Below are 13,258 nucleotides of genomic sequence, written 5' to 3' on the forward strand. Positions count from 1 at the left end.
CGGGTCAGTATCTCGCTGCCAGGAGATCCTCGTACGCCTCGGGTCGCCGGTCCCTCAGGTGTCCCATGGACCGCCGGGCCGTGTCCAGGGCCTGCCGCACGTCGAGCTCGGCGACCGCGACGCCCTCGGCCACGCCGGTGTCGGCGACGATCTCGCCGCCGGGGTCGACGACCTTGGCGCTGGCCACGAACCGCAGGTCGCCGAACGTGCCGGACTGGTTGGCCGACAGCCACACGATCTGGTTCTCCAGCGCCCGCGCCCGGTCGAAGAGGTCGAACCGGCGTTTCCACCGGTCCTGCGCGAGATCGGCGGCGGGGCTCGTCCGGCTGCCGGGCCAGGCCGACAGGCACACCACGATCTCGGCACCGTCCAGCGCCAGCGTCCGCGCCGACTCGGGAAACGCCTTGTCGTAGCAGATCATCATGCCCAGCCGGCCGACCGGCGTGTCGAACGCCGCGAAGGCGTCGCCCGCCCGGTAGGTGGCGTCCTCGGACAACGGCTGGTGCACCTTGCGGTGGTTGCCGAGCACGCCGTCACCGTGGACGCACACCGCGCTGTTGTAGCGGAACCCGTCCGCTTCCTCGCAGTACCCGGCGGTGACCACCATGTCGCCGGCGAGCGCGGCGAGCCTGCGGATCTCCGGCCCGTCGAGCGCGAGAGCCGGTGGCCCGTCCGCGTCTCCGTCGAGGTTGGCCAGGTAGCCGCCCAGACACGCCTCGGGCAGCGCGAGAAGCCCGACCCCGTCGGCACGGGCCCCGTCGATCAGCCGCGAGATCCGCACGAAGGCGGCCTCCAGGTCGCGGTCGAACGGCGCGGCCACCGCGGCCATGCGCAGCTTGCTCATGAGGTCCCCAATCCCGTGACCCCGGCCGCGATGGCCGAGGTCTGTTCACCGTCGGGCCAGCGCAGCGTCACGCCGCTGCCCGCCACCAACTCCCCGCACTCGGCACTCACCGCGGGACTCACCGGCGGGGCGCCGCCGGGGTCGTCGGTCGTGAGCATCGCGAAGCCCGGAAAGCAGGTGAGCCAGTCCCCCACCGTCGCACCGGACGGCCGGGGCACGTCGGCGACGGTGAGCACCGCCCCGCACCCGCTGGACTCGGCGAGCATGCCGAGCGTCCCCACCACGCCCGCCATGGACACGTCCTTGGCGGCCGCGGGGCCGGCCGTCGCGACCGATCCGAGCATCGCCCGCAGTTCGGGCGTGCGCCGCGAGGTCGTGGAATCCCATTGCCTGCCCGCATATCCCGGCCGCCAGCCCCCGGCCAGGTCTGCCATGAGCCGCACCCGGTGGCCCGGCCGTCCGCCACCGCCGGGCACTGGCCGCGCCGTGCGGCCCAGCGCCGTCACCGACAGGGCGGCGGGCACTCCGAGCTGGGTGTGCCCGCCGAGCACCGGGACGTCGTAGGCCTGGCTCGCCCGCCGCAGTCCGGCGAGCACCCGTGCCGCGAAGGAGCGGTCCCGTGCTCCCAGTGCGTCCAGCAGGCCCACCGGTTCGGCGCCCATCGCGGCGAGGTCGTTGACGTTGACCAGGACCGAGCACCAGCCCGCCCAGTCAGGGTCCCGTTCGACCATCGACGGCAGGATCGCGTCGCACGCCGCGACCAGGTCGCTGCCCGGCACCGGCACGCCGTCGTCGCCGACGAAGCCGGGCACACCGGTGAGTCCGCCGAGCAACGGCCCGAGATCGCTCTTGGTGGCCTGCGCCAGCGCGGCGATCCGGCCGATCGGCCACCGCATCAGCACGTGCGGGGTGCCGGCCACGGACACCGGCCGCACCGTCGTCCAGCCCAGGCGGGTGAACAGGGGCTCGTTGCGAGCCTGGACGGTGGCCTCGAACCGCAACACCCCGGCGTTCTCCGCGTACGCGCACGCCGCCTTGATCAGCGCCGCTCCGATCATTCCCCGGCTCGCCGGAGCGACCACGAGCCTCCCGCCGAGCCACCAGCCGAGGTCGGGTCCCCCGGTCGCCGGGCCGAGCCGCACCCCGCCCAGGACCTCTCCCGCACGGTCACGGGCCACCAGCACGACGGTCCGCGGGTCGTCGTCGCGATCGTCGCGGTCGTGCCCGGTGAACAGGCCCTGTTCTCGGACGAACACCTCGGTCCGCAACGCGTGGTACGCCGCCGTGGTCACCGCGTCGCCGGCCTGTTCTATGCGGAACGCGGGCTGACGCGCGATGGTGGCCCGGTCGCCCAGCACCGCGAGGACGTCGATCATCATCAGCCTCCCGCCGCGCTCAGTGCACCGCACGCCCCGCAGGCCGCGCATCCGGCGCCCTGGTCGGCGCCCTTCATCTCGGCCCGACGCAGCAACGCGGCCACCCGCTCGGTGACGTCGCGGACCACGGCGGGCGCGGGTGGCTCGGCACCGTCACGACGGGCGAGCGTGCCCAGCATCGGCCGCATCGGCACCACGAACGGGTACACGCCGCGCTCGATGAGCCGCGACGCGCCCGCCACCAGGTCGTCCGGATCCTCGCCGAGGCCGATGAGCAGATACGTCGAGACGCGGTTGCGGCCGAACACCCGGACCGCCTCGTCCCACGCGGCCTCGTACTCGGTGAGCGGCACTGTCGCCTTGCCCGGCATCCACCGCCGCCGCACCTCGTCGTCCAGCGACTCGACGTGGATGCCGATCGAGGTCGCGCCCGCGTCCCGCAGTTCGCTCAGCACAGCGAGATCGGCCGGCGGTTCGATCTGCACCTGGATCGGCAGGCCGGGTACCGCCTCGAGCACCTCGCGCACGCATCGTGCGAGGTGCCGGGCGCCGCGATCGGGGCCGGTCGTGGTGCCGGTCGTCATCACCATCTGCCGCACGCCGTCGAGCCGGACCGCGGCCTCCGCCACCTCGGCCAGCTGCGCCGGGGTCTTCGCCGCGACCGTTGCTCCGGACCGCAGGGACTCCTCGATGGCGCAGAACCGGCAGCGTTGTTCCTCCGCGTAACGGATGCAGGTCTGCACCACGGTCGTGGCGAGCACATCGCGGCCGTGCAACAGCGCGATCTTGCGGTACGGCACGCCTTCCGCCGTGGAGAGGTCGTAGAACCTGGGCCGTACCACGGGTTCCACGGACAGGCCGAGGTCGATCGTCCCCTCGAACACCCGCCCGTCCCTCACCGTGTAGGGACTTTCGGGGTTCAGCGGCAGTGCCGCGTTGGCACCGTCGACGACCAGGTGGCCGTCGTCGCTCGGGCCCGCGCCCTTGCTGCGCCGCACCGGCGCGTCCACCCGCACGCCTCGCACGGCCAGGTCGATCCTCGTGGCGAGCTTCTGCGCCGCCTGCTCATCTGCGTCAACGCGCACGATCACACCCCTGACTCTGCAAGGACATCGGACGTCGGGCTGCCGGCCGGGAGCTCCCGGCCGGCAGCCGCTGTTCGGAAGGAACGCGAGTCGGCCGGTGTGGCTACCACATGTACGTGGAGTTGATGATCGCGCCCTTGCGGGCGTAGTGGATCAGCGCGTCCTGCACGTCCAGCGGGTGCGTCGGGATGACGCCCTCGATCAGGTCCTCCTCGCGCAGGCCGTGCAGTGACAGGCCGAAGCGGCAGCAGTAGACCTTGCCGCCCTCCTTGATGAAGGTCTTCAGCTGGTCGTTGATGTTGTGCTCACCGGGGAAAGCGGAGTTGCCGGTGGTCGGGAACCCGCGGGTGGCCATGGCGTTCATCGAACCCGGTCCGTAGAAGTAGATGGCGGACTCGAAGCCCTTCCGCAGCGCACGAGTCGCCTGCAGGATCGCGACGAAGCTCACCGACGACTCGTGCGCGATGCCGTGGATCAGGGTGAAGTAGGACTGACCGGGCTCGGCCTGGTAGTCCGGGAAGACCTTCGTCCCGCCGTAGAGGTTGGAGCCCTCCGGCAGCGACGGGTGCGGGATCTCCTCGAGGCTCTGCTTCTCGGTCTCGGTCAGCTCGGACACGCGTTCTCCTCGGTTGTTCGGTGGGATGTTCACCACGGGCGCTACCCGTAGAGCTTTTCGAAGGTGCCGCGGAAGACCAGGCCGGCGAGCTCGCCGTCGCCCGTGGCGGCGCGCAGGCGGGCGTACTCGCCCTCGTGGTCTCCCCAGGGCTGGTCGCTGGCGAAGAGGATCCGGTCGTGCCCGATCCCGCGCCGGTCGATCTCGTGGGCGAGCCAGCGCGGCGCGAAGCCGATCGCCCACGACAGGTCGGTGTAGACCTGCTTGCCCGCCTCGATCCAGTCGAAGAACCGGTGCGAGACCAGCTTGATGTGGCCGCTCATGCCACCGCCGAAGTGCACGAGGTGCACGGCCACGTCGTCGCCGTACCAGTCGACGAGGTTCCCGACCTGGTCGATGTCCGACGCCGCGCCGGGCGAGGTGTGCACGTGGACGACGAGCCCGTGCTCCCGGGCCGCCGCGAAGATCCGGTCGAGACCGGGGCGGCACGCCGGGTCGTCCGGCCTGCCGCCGAGCAGGAAGCTCAGTTTCAGGGCTCGCACACCGCGTTCTCCCGCCAGCGCCAGCGCCGCCTCGGTCCGCTGTACGTCCCGTTCCAGCGGGGACACCCACAGACAGGCCCGGATCCGGTCGTCGCGAGTCGCCGCTTCGACGCACAACTCGTTGAAGGAGAAGGCGATGTCCGGGTCGGGCACGCCGTAGTTGGGCAACACCAGCGCTCGTTCGGTGCCTTCGGCGTCGAGGTCGGAGATCAGCTCGTCGATCGTCGCCCTGGCGGTGACGTCGGGCCGCACCGCCGGGCCGCCGTAGAAGGGAAAGGCAGGCATCACACCGATGTGCCGGTGTGCGTCGTGGACAGTTCGCTCAGGCATGGCACCCACTTCGTCGGTCGCGGAGCTAGGCCACGGTGCGGGTGGCCGTCCAGTACTCGTCGCTGGGGAAGGTGTCGTCGGGTGTCCCGGCGATCCACGGCACCCCGTTCGCGATCCCGCTGCGGCGTTCGGACGCGATGTGGGACACCAGGTGCTGGGCGTCGTCGGCCACGCCGCAGAACCGGCCCGAGCCCCAGGTGTGCTGCCAGGGCAACCCGATGAAGTAGAGCCCGGGGCAGCTGGTGACACCGCGGTCGTGCGTCGGATACCCCCGCCCGTCGAAGACGGGGACGTCGATCCAGCGGTGGTCACGGCCGAAACCCGTGCTCCACACCACCGAGGTGACCCCGGACAGGTCCAGTTCGGACGGTTCGGTGCCGGGCGCCCACACAGGCACGTACCTGGCCTCGGCAGGGGCGTCGACACCGCGGGCGAGGACGTGGGCGTCGATCGAGTCCTTGATGCTCTCGGACACCGCATCGGCGTGGTCGAGGTTCTTCGTCAGGTCGGGCGCGAACCACGCGAAGCCGTCGCGGATGTCGGTGAGCCTGCCGTAGAGCCGCATCCCGTGACGGGCGAACTCCCGCAGATCGATGTCCCGGCCACCGTCACGACCGGTGACGTAGTGGTTCGCCCGCAACCGCACCGCGTCGGCGTCCTCGAACTCGTCGATGCCACGCCGGTAGTAGCCCATGTCCTCCAGCCAGGCCACCACGTCCCGCCCCCGGTAGGACCGCGCGACCCGCGGCGCGCTGCCGACCGCCAGATGCACCTGCCGGCCGGCCAGGTGCAGGTCCTCGGCAATCTGGCAGCCGGACTGCCCCGTGCCGACGACGAGCACCTCGCCCGGCGGCAACGCGCCGGGGTTGCGGTATTCGGAGGAGTGCAGCTGCACCACGTCCGCAGGCAGGCGCTCGGCGATTCTCGGCCTGAGCGGCACCTGGTAGGGCCCGGTGGCCAGCACGACGTGATCGGCGGTGAGCTCGCCCTGCGTCGTGGACACCTGGAAACCGCCACCTTCACGGCGCCTCAGCCGGACCGCCGTCACCCCTTCGACGAGGGGGCAGTCGAAGGACTTCGCGTAGTCCTCGAGGTAGCGCACGATCTCGTCGCGGACCATGAATCCGTCGGGATCGCCTCCCCGGTAGGGAAAACCGGGCAACTGACACTGCCAGTTCGGGGTCACCAGGCAGAAGGAGTCCCACCGCCGGTCCCGCCACTCGGCCCCAGGACGATCGCGCTCCAGCACGACGTGGTCGATGCCCGCGCGGTTCAGGCAGTGGCTGGTGGACAGCCCGGCCTGGCCACCGCCCACGACGACCACCGTGCGGTGGACCCCGTCCAGATCGGCGCTCATCGCTCGAACCCCTCGACGACCACTTCGGCCTGCTGGTCGGCGAACCCGGCCGCCTTCCGCTCGATGCCGGCGAGCTGCGCCTCCGCCTGAGCACACCCGAATCCGTGGATCTCGCGCACCCGTTCCGATGCCTCCGTCAGCGCCTTCCTGCTCAACGCGACGAATTCCGTCAAACGATAGGAGCCGTCCACACGGAAGTACTCCTCGATGACGGTCGAAGGCGAATAGCACCTATTAACCGAGTCGTCCGGCCAGCGCACGCGGAACACCACTTCAGGCACGGTTGCCTCCCGCAGTCCGTTGATGACACGAACAAGTTCAACTGCGAATCATTTCCGTTCCGTTTCATCCGGAACATCGCCGGGTTACGCGTCCTGGGCTTTGTTACGGACGGCCCTGCTCGTCGGACGCGGCTCGACCCGAGGTTCCGCAATTTTGCCTTGACTCAACAAATAGAAGGTTTGTTGACACAACCGATACCGGAGCATGACGCCAACGACATGGAAGATGGCCAGCGGAAATCTGTTTCCCGACGATCAGGGCTTTTCGAGAACGGCCGCCAGAACGCGGCGCAGCGGCAGCGCCGACCAGGTGCCCGAGCGAGATCCGGACCGCCTGAGCGCGCCGAAACTGCCCGCGTTCGTCCTCCGCAGTCAGCGGGCCGATGAGCAAGCCGGCGAGGAGCGCTCGCGTCAGGGCAGCGGAGGCAACGGATACCTGAGGTCCGCGGCCACCACGTGCTCGCGCAGCGGGGTGTCCGCCCGCACGTGCAAGACCGTGCCTGCCTCGTTGACCACGCATTCCACCAGTTCGTCGAGCACGTCCGGGGTCCGGCGCAGCACTCGCCCGCACAGAGGACAGTCGGTGCCTTCGGTGGCGAGCCAATGGTTCTCGTCGCAGACCACGCCGGGCATCATCGCGTCCTCCTGCACCAGCAGCAGGTCGACAGCCGCCGTTGCCCCAGCCCACAGACAGTCGCGCAGTCCCACCGCCGCGAACCCGCCCATCGCGTGTTCGTCAAAGGTCTCCTCGACCTGCCGGCGTTCCTGCGCGCGCTCGTACCGCTCGATGACCTGGTTCGCCTCCTCCCGCACGGACGCGTCGGTGGCACGGTCGAGGTCCACGCGGAACTCGCCTGCGATCTTGGCCTCCAGCTCCTTCGGCAGCATCTCCACGAGTTTGGCGGTCTCCTCGTGCACACCACCGAGCACGAGCAGTTCGAAGTCCTCGGCCCGCCACAGGTCGTGCACCGTGCCGACAACCCGCCGGAAGTGGCGTTCGTCCAGTTCCTCGTCGCGGTGGTCGTCGAGTTCGGGAGTCACGGGATCGCGCAGCTTCTCCAGCTCCTCGATCTCGTCCTGGTACAGGGCCCACAGCCGTGCCTCGCGCCGGGTGGTCACCACGACCAGCGCCCGGTGGTACTCGCTCAGCACCGCGAGCATCGGCCGCACCCACGGCGTGGCGTCCACGACCACCCGGTCCGCGACGTGCCGCGGCAACTCGACCTGCTCGAACAACTCCCGGCCGCTGCAGGAGAACAAGGCCACCGCCGTCGAGTTCTTCCAGTCGCCCATGCCGATCTCGTGTTCGATCCGGTCGAGGTCGTCCCGGACGGACAGTCGCGCCGCGCGGTCCAAGTCCTCGTCCTCGGCGAGCGGCCGCACCTCGTGCAGCATGCTCGACACCTTCGCCACGACGTCGTTTCTGTTCACGACGTCCACGTAGACCGAGGTGATCGGCAACCCGTCGCCCCGGAGTCTGATGATTCGGTCAATCGTCTCTGCGTTCAGCATGTTCGCTGCGATACCCGCGTTCGGCTCCGTGATGCGCGACTGCCCGGAGTTCCTTGCCCGCTTCAGCCTCGATCCGGCTCTGGATCGCAAGTGGTCGTTGTGTCCGATGGCGGCGAGTTCTTGTCGGCCCACCAGCCCTGTCCAACAGAGTCCGGATCTTGTGTCGCAGGCATTCGGCGGGCTGTGGGCTGCGGGTCTGGTGATCAGCGGACTGAGCACGAACCTCGGACGCGGCACCCGGACGCTGGCCCCGAACTCGCCGTGGTGGGGCGAACTCCTGCCTGCCGGCCTGACCTCCGAGGTCGAAGACAACCGGTGCCCGGAGGTGTGAGGGTGCGAGATCAGCCGAAACGAAGCGGAATGGGTGATCATGGCAGCAGGTGACTGGAAAAACGCACTGGACGAGCTCACCGCGCAGGTCAAGGGCAAGGTGGTGACGATCGAAGTGCTCGACCGGACGATCGGGGACCAGCCCGAGGTCGAGCGGCTGCCGTTCAACTACGCGGCCTACGACTCGAAGGACGACGTGGCGATCGTCGCCGTCGGCGGCAACGACGTACGGTATCCCGTGGTGCTGCGGCACATGGTGTGGCGGCCTGTGGAGATCAACGTGGCAACCGATCTCCCCGCACCCGCGCTACGGATCGTCGAGCAGGACGGCACGGTCACGCTCGTGACGTTCCACGACGCCGACTGACCCTCCCGAGGCACCTGGCCATCTCCGGCTGCCGCTCAGGTTCGCCGTTTCACGCACGTCCAACACAGGAGGAGAGACGAGCAGCGCGTCCAGGTCACCCTGCTGGCAGCCGCACACCTTGGCTCAAGGCCGTCAGCGTCTGCGTGACGAGTCGGTTCGCGCGGGCTGCTCAGACCGCGGACCTGCAAGGCAAGGTCGGACAGGCGCTCGGAGAGCGGGCCGATGAGCTCTTCGCGAAGGCTCCCGACATCGCGCGCCTCGACGTCGTCGCGTCGAAGCTGGCGGACCCGGGAGGGGCGGTGGTAGGCGCCCTATCCGTCCAGGATCCGCCAGGCTCGGGACGCCACGTGCAGGTTCAACCGGCTCTCGACGGCGCCCAAGTCGTGCCCGGTCAGCTCGCGGATGCGGCCTAGCCGGTAGCGCAGGGTGCTGCGGTGGATGGTCAGCGCGGCCGCGCTGGCGTCGTAGTTGCCGCCGCACTCGTAGTGTCGAAGGTGGTCGTGCCACCGGCCCCTACGGCCGCCATCCTGATCTCGAGTGCCGCTCGTACTCGCGCAGCGCGCGGCGTAGGTGGGTCTGGTTCCAGATCAGCGTGCGGTCCGGCAGTTCAGCGCGGAGTGTCTTGACCCAGCGTTCGATGATGGAGTCCATGCGGGGCATCCGGACACCGGTCGGCACCGTAGCGATCCCTGCGGTGCCAAGACCTTGTCGATCAGCGCGGGGGTATTTGGCGTCTCGGCACGGATAAGGAATCTGATCCGCGCAAGGTGTCCGGTGTCCTCACAACAGTCGTAGCGCCACGTTCACCATCATGCCATCAGGCCGATGTCTCACGATCATTGCAGCTCAGCGGCCGAACGCAGGGTTCTGGCACCCCACAGGCGTCATCTCGACCATCGTCCTCGTGGTCAAGGTGCTGGGCTTGCTCGGACGCCGCCGCCGGTCGTGACCGGATCCCGGGCCTCGCAACATCCACGGTGGCGTGAAGCGTATCGAGACGGGGTGCGACCGTTCGGACTGAAGAGCTACGACACGCTTGAACTGCAAAGACGCATTTTCAGGCACGGAAGGCCAACACAACCCCACGCAACGCGGGCAGCAGGTGCGCGTCACTGTGAGAAAGACGTCCCTGCCGTCGGAGGTAGTTAGCCGTGCGAGTCTTGGTCTGCGTCATCCTGTTGGCAGCAAACCTGATGAACGCAGGGAATGCGGGGGCCTCCGAACGGCCGTTGATCGGACCCGCACGCGGTGATTCGTTGCACATCATGTCGTTCAACCTGAGATACGCCTCGCTCCAGGAACCGAACTCGTGGACAACCAGACGGCCGATCATGGCCGAGCTGCTGCGGCGCGAGCAGCCGACCGTGATCGGCACGCAGGAGGGCCTTTTCCCTCAGCTCAAGGACATCGAGCGCGACCTGCCCGCGCAGTACGACTGGATCGGTGTCGGCAGGGCCGGGGGCAGCAGGGACGAGTTCACGGCCGTTTTCTTCGACAGCTCGCGGGTCGATCCCCTTGAGTTCGACCACTTCTGGCTGTCCGCGACGCCGACCGTGATGGGCTCGAAGTCGTGGGGAAACAAGGTGATCCGCATGGTCACGTGGGTGCGGTTCACCGATCGCGTGACAGGCAAGCAGTTCGTCGTCGTGAACACTCATTTCGACCACGAGTCGGAGACCTCCCGCCTGCGCAGCGCGGAGCTGGTGCGTGACCGGGTCGGTGCCATCGCGCCGGGACTGCCAGTTGTGCTCACCGGTGACTTCAACGCCGCACCCGCCGCGCCCACACACGACATCCTGACGAGCGGGACGGGCCTGACCGACTCCTGGCTCGCCACCGTGGAACGCCGTACCCCGCTGTACGCGACGTTCCACGGCTACCGGCCGCTCGTGCCGAACGGGTCGCGCATCGACTGGATTCTCATCCGAGGCGTCCGGGTGCTCCTGGCCGCGGCGATCAACACCTTCCAGCGAGGTGGCCGGCTCCCGTCCGACCACCTCCCGGTCCAGGCGTTGATCAGACTCTGACAGCGCCTCGTTTCTCAGCGGCGGACCCGCACGACGGTGAACCGACCAGCTGACGCTCTAGCCCTGTTCAGGTGGCTTGTGTGATCACCAGGTGCCTATCTGCTCCAGGTCGTGCTTGCCTGAGTGGCGAATCTGGTCATGGTGATCCACGACGCGGCCGCTACGCCGGGAAGGTCATGGTGCGGTCAGTACGGCATTGTTCTTCTGTGAGCCCGTTGCGTCAGCTCGGGTCGCAGGCTGGCACTGCTTCCAGTTCCACCAGCACGTCCGCGAAGCGCTGGAGGTCATCCGGTTCCGGCGACGGCACAACGTCGACATCGTTGGGCTGCACGTCCGCGCCGTAGACGGCTAGAACGACGGATCGCTCATCACACAGCAGCGATCCGCTTCCTCCAGGTGCAGCGCGGACTTCTCCCCCGGCGAAGGACTGTCAGTCGTCGGTTCCTGCGACGAGGGACTCCAGTCGCACCTCGGGATGCAGGCGCCGCATGACGCCCAGCGCGGTGGAGTCGACGAACAGGGCGAGGTCCACGCCGTCGGTGCGGGTGAGCACCTCGGTGCGGTTGCCGTCCACCAGGGACCGTTGCTTGGGGTCGGCCAGGCGACGCACGACGGTGTAGGGCAACGGTTCCAGCCGCACGGGCGACTTGAACTCCGCTTCGAGGCGATGTGCCGCGACCTCGAACTGCATGGGACCGACCGCGGCGAACACCGGCGCCCCGTCACCGCGACGCGACGAACGCAGGATCTGCACGACGCCTTCGGACTCCAATTGCTCGATGCCTCTGCGGAACTGCTTGGAGCGACTGAGGTCCGCCGGTCGCGCGACGGCGAAGTGCGCCGGCGCGAAGCTGGGCAAACCAGGGAAACGCACCACGGGTTTGCCCGCGTGCAGGGTGTCGCCCACGCCCAGCGCGGTGGCGTTGACCAACCCGATCACATCACCGGGAAAGGCCGTGTCCAAAGTGGAGCGCTGTTGGCCGAAGACCTGTTGCACGTACTTGGTGGCGAACGGCTTGCCCGTGGCGGCGTTGGTCACGACCATGCCTCGCTCGAACACGCCGGAGCACACACGCGCGAACGCGATCTGGTCGCGGTGCGCGCGATCCATGCCCGTCTGCACCTTGAACACGAACGCCGAGAACGGCGCGTCCAGCTTGCGCGGATCACCGGCGGCATCCGGCCGCGCGGTGGGGCGGGGCGCGATCTCGACGAGCAGGTCGAGCAGCTGCCGCACACCGAAGTTGAGCACCGCCGACCCGAAGAGCACCGGTGTCGCCGTGGCGGCGAGGAACCGCTCGAGCTCGAACTCACCGCCGGACGCGCCGAGCAGTTCCGCCTCCTCGCAGGCACGCGTCCAGCCCGCGCCCTCCTCGGCTTCGGCCTGACTCGGCAGCAGGTGCTCCTCGCCCGCGGCGGTGGCTCCGCCCGCGGTGCGCTGGTAGCGCACGAAGTGCCCGCTGCGGCGGTCGAGCACGCCGCGGAAGTGGCCGGCGTCGCCGACCGGCCAGGTCAGCGGCATCGCCTGCAGCCCGATCCGCTCGCCCAGCTCGTCGCACAGGTCCAGCGCGTCCCGGCCGGGACGGTCCCACTTGTTGATGAACGTGATCACGGGGATGCCGCGGTAGCGGCAGACGTCGAACAGCCTGAGGGTCTGCGGCTCCAGGCCTTTGGCCGCGTCGAGCAGCATGACCGCACAGTCCACCGCCGACAGCACCCGGTAGGTGTCCTCGGAGAAGTCGGCGTGGCCGGGAGTGTCCAGCAGGTTGATCACGCAGTCGCGGTAGGAGAACTGCAACGCGGCGGACGTGATGGAGATCCCGCGCGCCTTCTCCATCTCCATCCAGTCCGACACCACACCGCGCCGACCGGCCTTGCCGTGCACCGCGCCGGCCTCGGAGATCACCTTCGCGTGCAGGGCCAGCGCCTCGGTCATGGTCGACTTGCCCGCGTCCGGATGACTGATCACCGCGAAGGTGCGCCTGCGTTCCGCCTCCGCGAGCACGGTCGCGGACGAGGCGGTCACCGAGGTGGCGGTGGTCATTCGCGGTCCTTCGGGGTGGACGACATCTCGCCAAACTCTACCCTCACGTGACGGTAATCTAGACCTGCCCCCGGAGGCACGAGTGGGAGTAGGAGCACCAGAATGGCTGGTGATCGTGACGCAGTTCAGGAAGGGATGTTGTGGGCGAGCACATGCAGATCGGCGAGGTGGCCGAGAGGACCGGTCTGTCGTTGCGCACGATCCGGTACTACGAGGAGGTCGACCTGGTGGTGCCGAGCGCGCGCAGCCAGGGCGGGTTCCGTCTCTACACCGAGCCTGACGTGCAGCGCCTCGACGTGATCAAGCGGATGAAACCGCTCGGCTTCCAGCTCGAGGAGATGCGCGAGCTGCTCGGCATCCTCGACGCGCTGTCCACTGGCGACGATCCTGATCGAGACAAGCACCTCGACCGCCTGTCCGGGTTCTGGACCGCCGCCGACGAACGCTGTCAGCAGCTGCGCGCGCAGCTGCGCATCGCCGAGGACTTCGCCACGACGCTGCGGTCCCACCTGCCCTCGGACTGACGAACATCACGCCTGGCCCGCGTCGC

The 13,258-nt window shown here is 69.0% G+C and carries 14 protein-coding genes and 1 pseudogene; 4 read left to right on the plus strand and 11 right to left on the minus strand.

Translation table 11 applies throughout. The features are described 5' to 3' along the window. Positions 1–4: 4 nt before the first annotated feature. From ACSHWB_RS38705 to ACSHWB_RS38740, 8 genes are all read right to left on the minus strand, one after another. Positions 5–844, minus strand: a complete 840-nt coding sequence (locus ACSHWB_RS38705; protein WP_439658276.1) for a carbon-nitrogen hydrolase family protein — start codon at positions 842–844, stop codon at positions 5–7. After that, positions 841–2,223, minus strand: a complete 1,383-nt coding sequence (locus tag ACSHWB_RS38710; RefSeq protein WP_439658277.1) for an MSMEG_0567/sll0787 family protein — start codon at positions 2,221–2,223, stop codon at positions 841–843. The genes ACSHWB_RS38705 and ACSHWB_RS38710 overlap by 4 nt, the downstream gene beginning before the upstream one ends. Continuing rightward, positions 2,223–3,305 carry an MSMEG_0568 family radical SAM protein gene (locus tag ACSHWB_RS38715; protein ID WP_439658278.1) on the minus strand — a complete coding sequence of 361 codons (1,083 nt, stop codon included), beginning with the start codon at positions 3,303–3,305 and terminating at the stop codon, positions 2,223–2,225. The genes ACSHWB_RS38710 and ACSHWB_RS38715 overlap by 1 nt, the downstream gene beginning before the upstream one ends. Positions 3,306–3,408: 103 nt before the next feature. Further along, positions 3,409–3,921 (minus strand): MSMEG_0572/Sll0783 family nitrogen starvation response protein, encoded by a 513-nt coding sequence (locus ACSHWB_RS38720; protein ID WP_439658279.1) that lies wholly within the window; start codon positions 3,919–3,921, stop codon positions 3,409–3,411. A gap of 41 nt (positions 3,922–3,962) precedes the next feature. After that, positions 3,963–4,790, minus strand: coding sequence for an amidohydrolase family protein (locus ACSHWB_RS38725; protein WP_439658280.1), 828 nt, complete (start codon positions 4,788–4,790; stop codon positions 3,963–3,965). A 25-nt stretch (positions 4,791–4,815) separates the two neighbouring features. Further along, entirely contained in the window at positions 4,816–6,147 is a 1,332-nt protein-coding gene (locus tag ACSHWB_RS38730; protein ID WP_439658281.1) for an MSMEG_0569 family flavin-dependent oxidoreductase, read from the minus strand. Continuing rightward, entirely contained in the window at positions 6,144–6,428 is a 285-nt protein-coding gene (locus ACSHWB_RS38735) for an MSMEG_0570 family nitrogen starvation response protein (RefSeq protein ID WP_439658282.1), read from the minus strand. The genes ACSHWB_RS38730 and ACSHWB_RS38735 overlap by 4 nt, the downstream gene beginning before the upstream one ends. Before the next feature lie 411 nt (positions 6,429–6,839). Continuing rightward, positions 6,840–7,859 carry a baeRF10 domain-containing protein gene (locus tag ACSHWB_RS38740; protein ID WP_439658283.1) on the minus strand — a complete coding sequence of 340 codons (1,020 nt, stop codon included), beginning with the start codon at positions 7,857–7,859 and terminating at the stop codon, positions 6,840–6,842. Positions 7,860–7,878: 19 nt separating this feature from the next. Here ACSHWB_RS38740 and ACSHWB_RS38745 point away from each other — a divergent pair, with 19 nt between their 5' ends. Both ACSHWB_RS38745 and ACSHWB_RS38750 read left to right on the plus strand, forming a co-directional pair. Then, positions 7,879–8,271 carry a hypothetical protein gene (locus tag ACSHWB_RS38745; protein ID WP_439658284.1) on the plus strand — a complete coding sequence of 131 codons (393 nt, stop codon included), beginning with the start codon at positions 7,879–7,881 and terminating at the stop codon, positions 8,269–8,271. 39 nt (positions 8,272–8,310) lie between these two features. Continuing rightward, positions 8,311–8,637 (plus strand): DUF5335 family protein, encoded by a 327-nt coding sequence (locus ACSHWB_RS38750; RefSeq protein ID WP_439658285.1) that lies wholly within the window; start codon positions 8,311–8,313, stop codon positions 8,635–8,637. Positions 8,638–8,948: 311 nt separating this feature from the next. Here ACSHWB_RS38750 and ACSHWB_RS38755 read toward each other — a convergent pair. Next, positions 8,949–9,110: pseudogene (locus ACSHWB_RS38755) on the minus strand (helix-turn-helix domain-containing protein); the annotation flags it as partial. A gap of 40 nt (positions 9,111–9,150) precedes the next feature. Then, a complete protein-coding gene (locus ACSHWB_RS38760) occupies positions 9,151–9,288 on the minus strand; it encodes a hypothetical protein (protein ID WP_439658286.1) in 138 nt (45 codons plus the stop codon). Between the two features lie 614 nt (positions 9,289–9,902). On the opposite strand from ACSHWB_RS38760, the gene ACSHWB_RS38765 reads away from it, so the two are divergent. Then, positions 9,903–10,664 (plus strand): endonuclease/exonuclease/phosphatase family protein, encoded by a 762-nt coding sequence (locus tag ACSHWB_RS38765; protein ID WP_439658287.1) that lies wholly within the window; start codon positions 9,903–9,905, stop codon positions 10,662–10,664. A gap of 430 nt (positions 10,665–11,094) precedes the next feature. Here the strand turns inward: ACSHWB_RS38765 and ACSHWB_RS38770 are convergent, their stop codons facing one another. Further along, positions 11,095–12,708 carry a peptide chain release factor 3 gene (locus ACSHWB_RS38770; RefSeq protein ID WP_439658288.1) on the minus strand — a complete coding sequence of 538 codons (1,614 nt, stop codon included), beginning with the start codon at positions 12,706–12,708 and terminating at the stop codon, positions 11,095–11,097. A 152-nt stretch (positions 12,709–12,860) separates the two neighbouring features. On the opposite strand from ACSHWB_RS38770, the gene ACSHWB_RS38775 reads away from it, so the two are divergent. Then, positions 12,861–13,232 (plus strand): MerR family transcriptional regulator, encoded by a 372-nt coding sequence (locus tag ACSHWB_RS38775; RefSeq protein WP_439664745.1) that lies wholly within the window; start codon positions 12,861–12,863, stop codon positions 13,230–13,232. The last annotated feature ends 26 nt before the right edge of the window (positions 13,233–13,258 follow it).

Origin of the sequence: Lentzea sp. HUAS TT2 (genome assembly GCF_051853195.1) — a bacterium.
Lineage (GTDB): Bacteria > Actinomycetota > Actinomycetes > Mycobacteriales > Pseudonocardiaceae > Lentzea.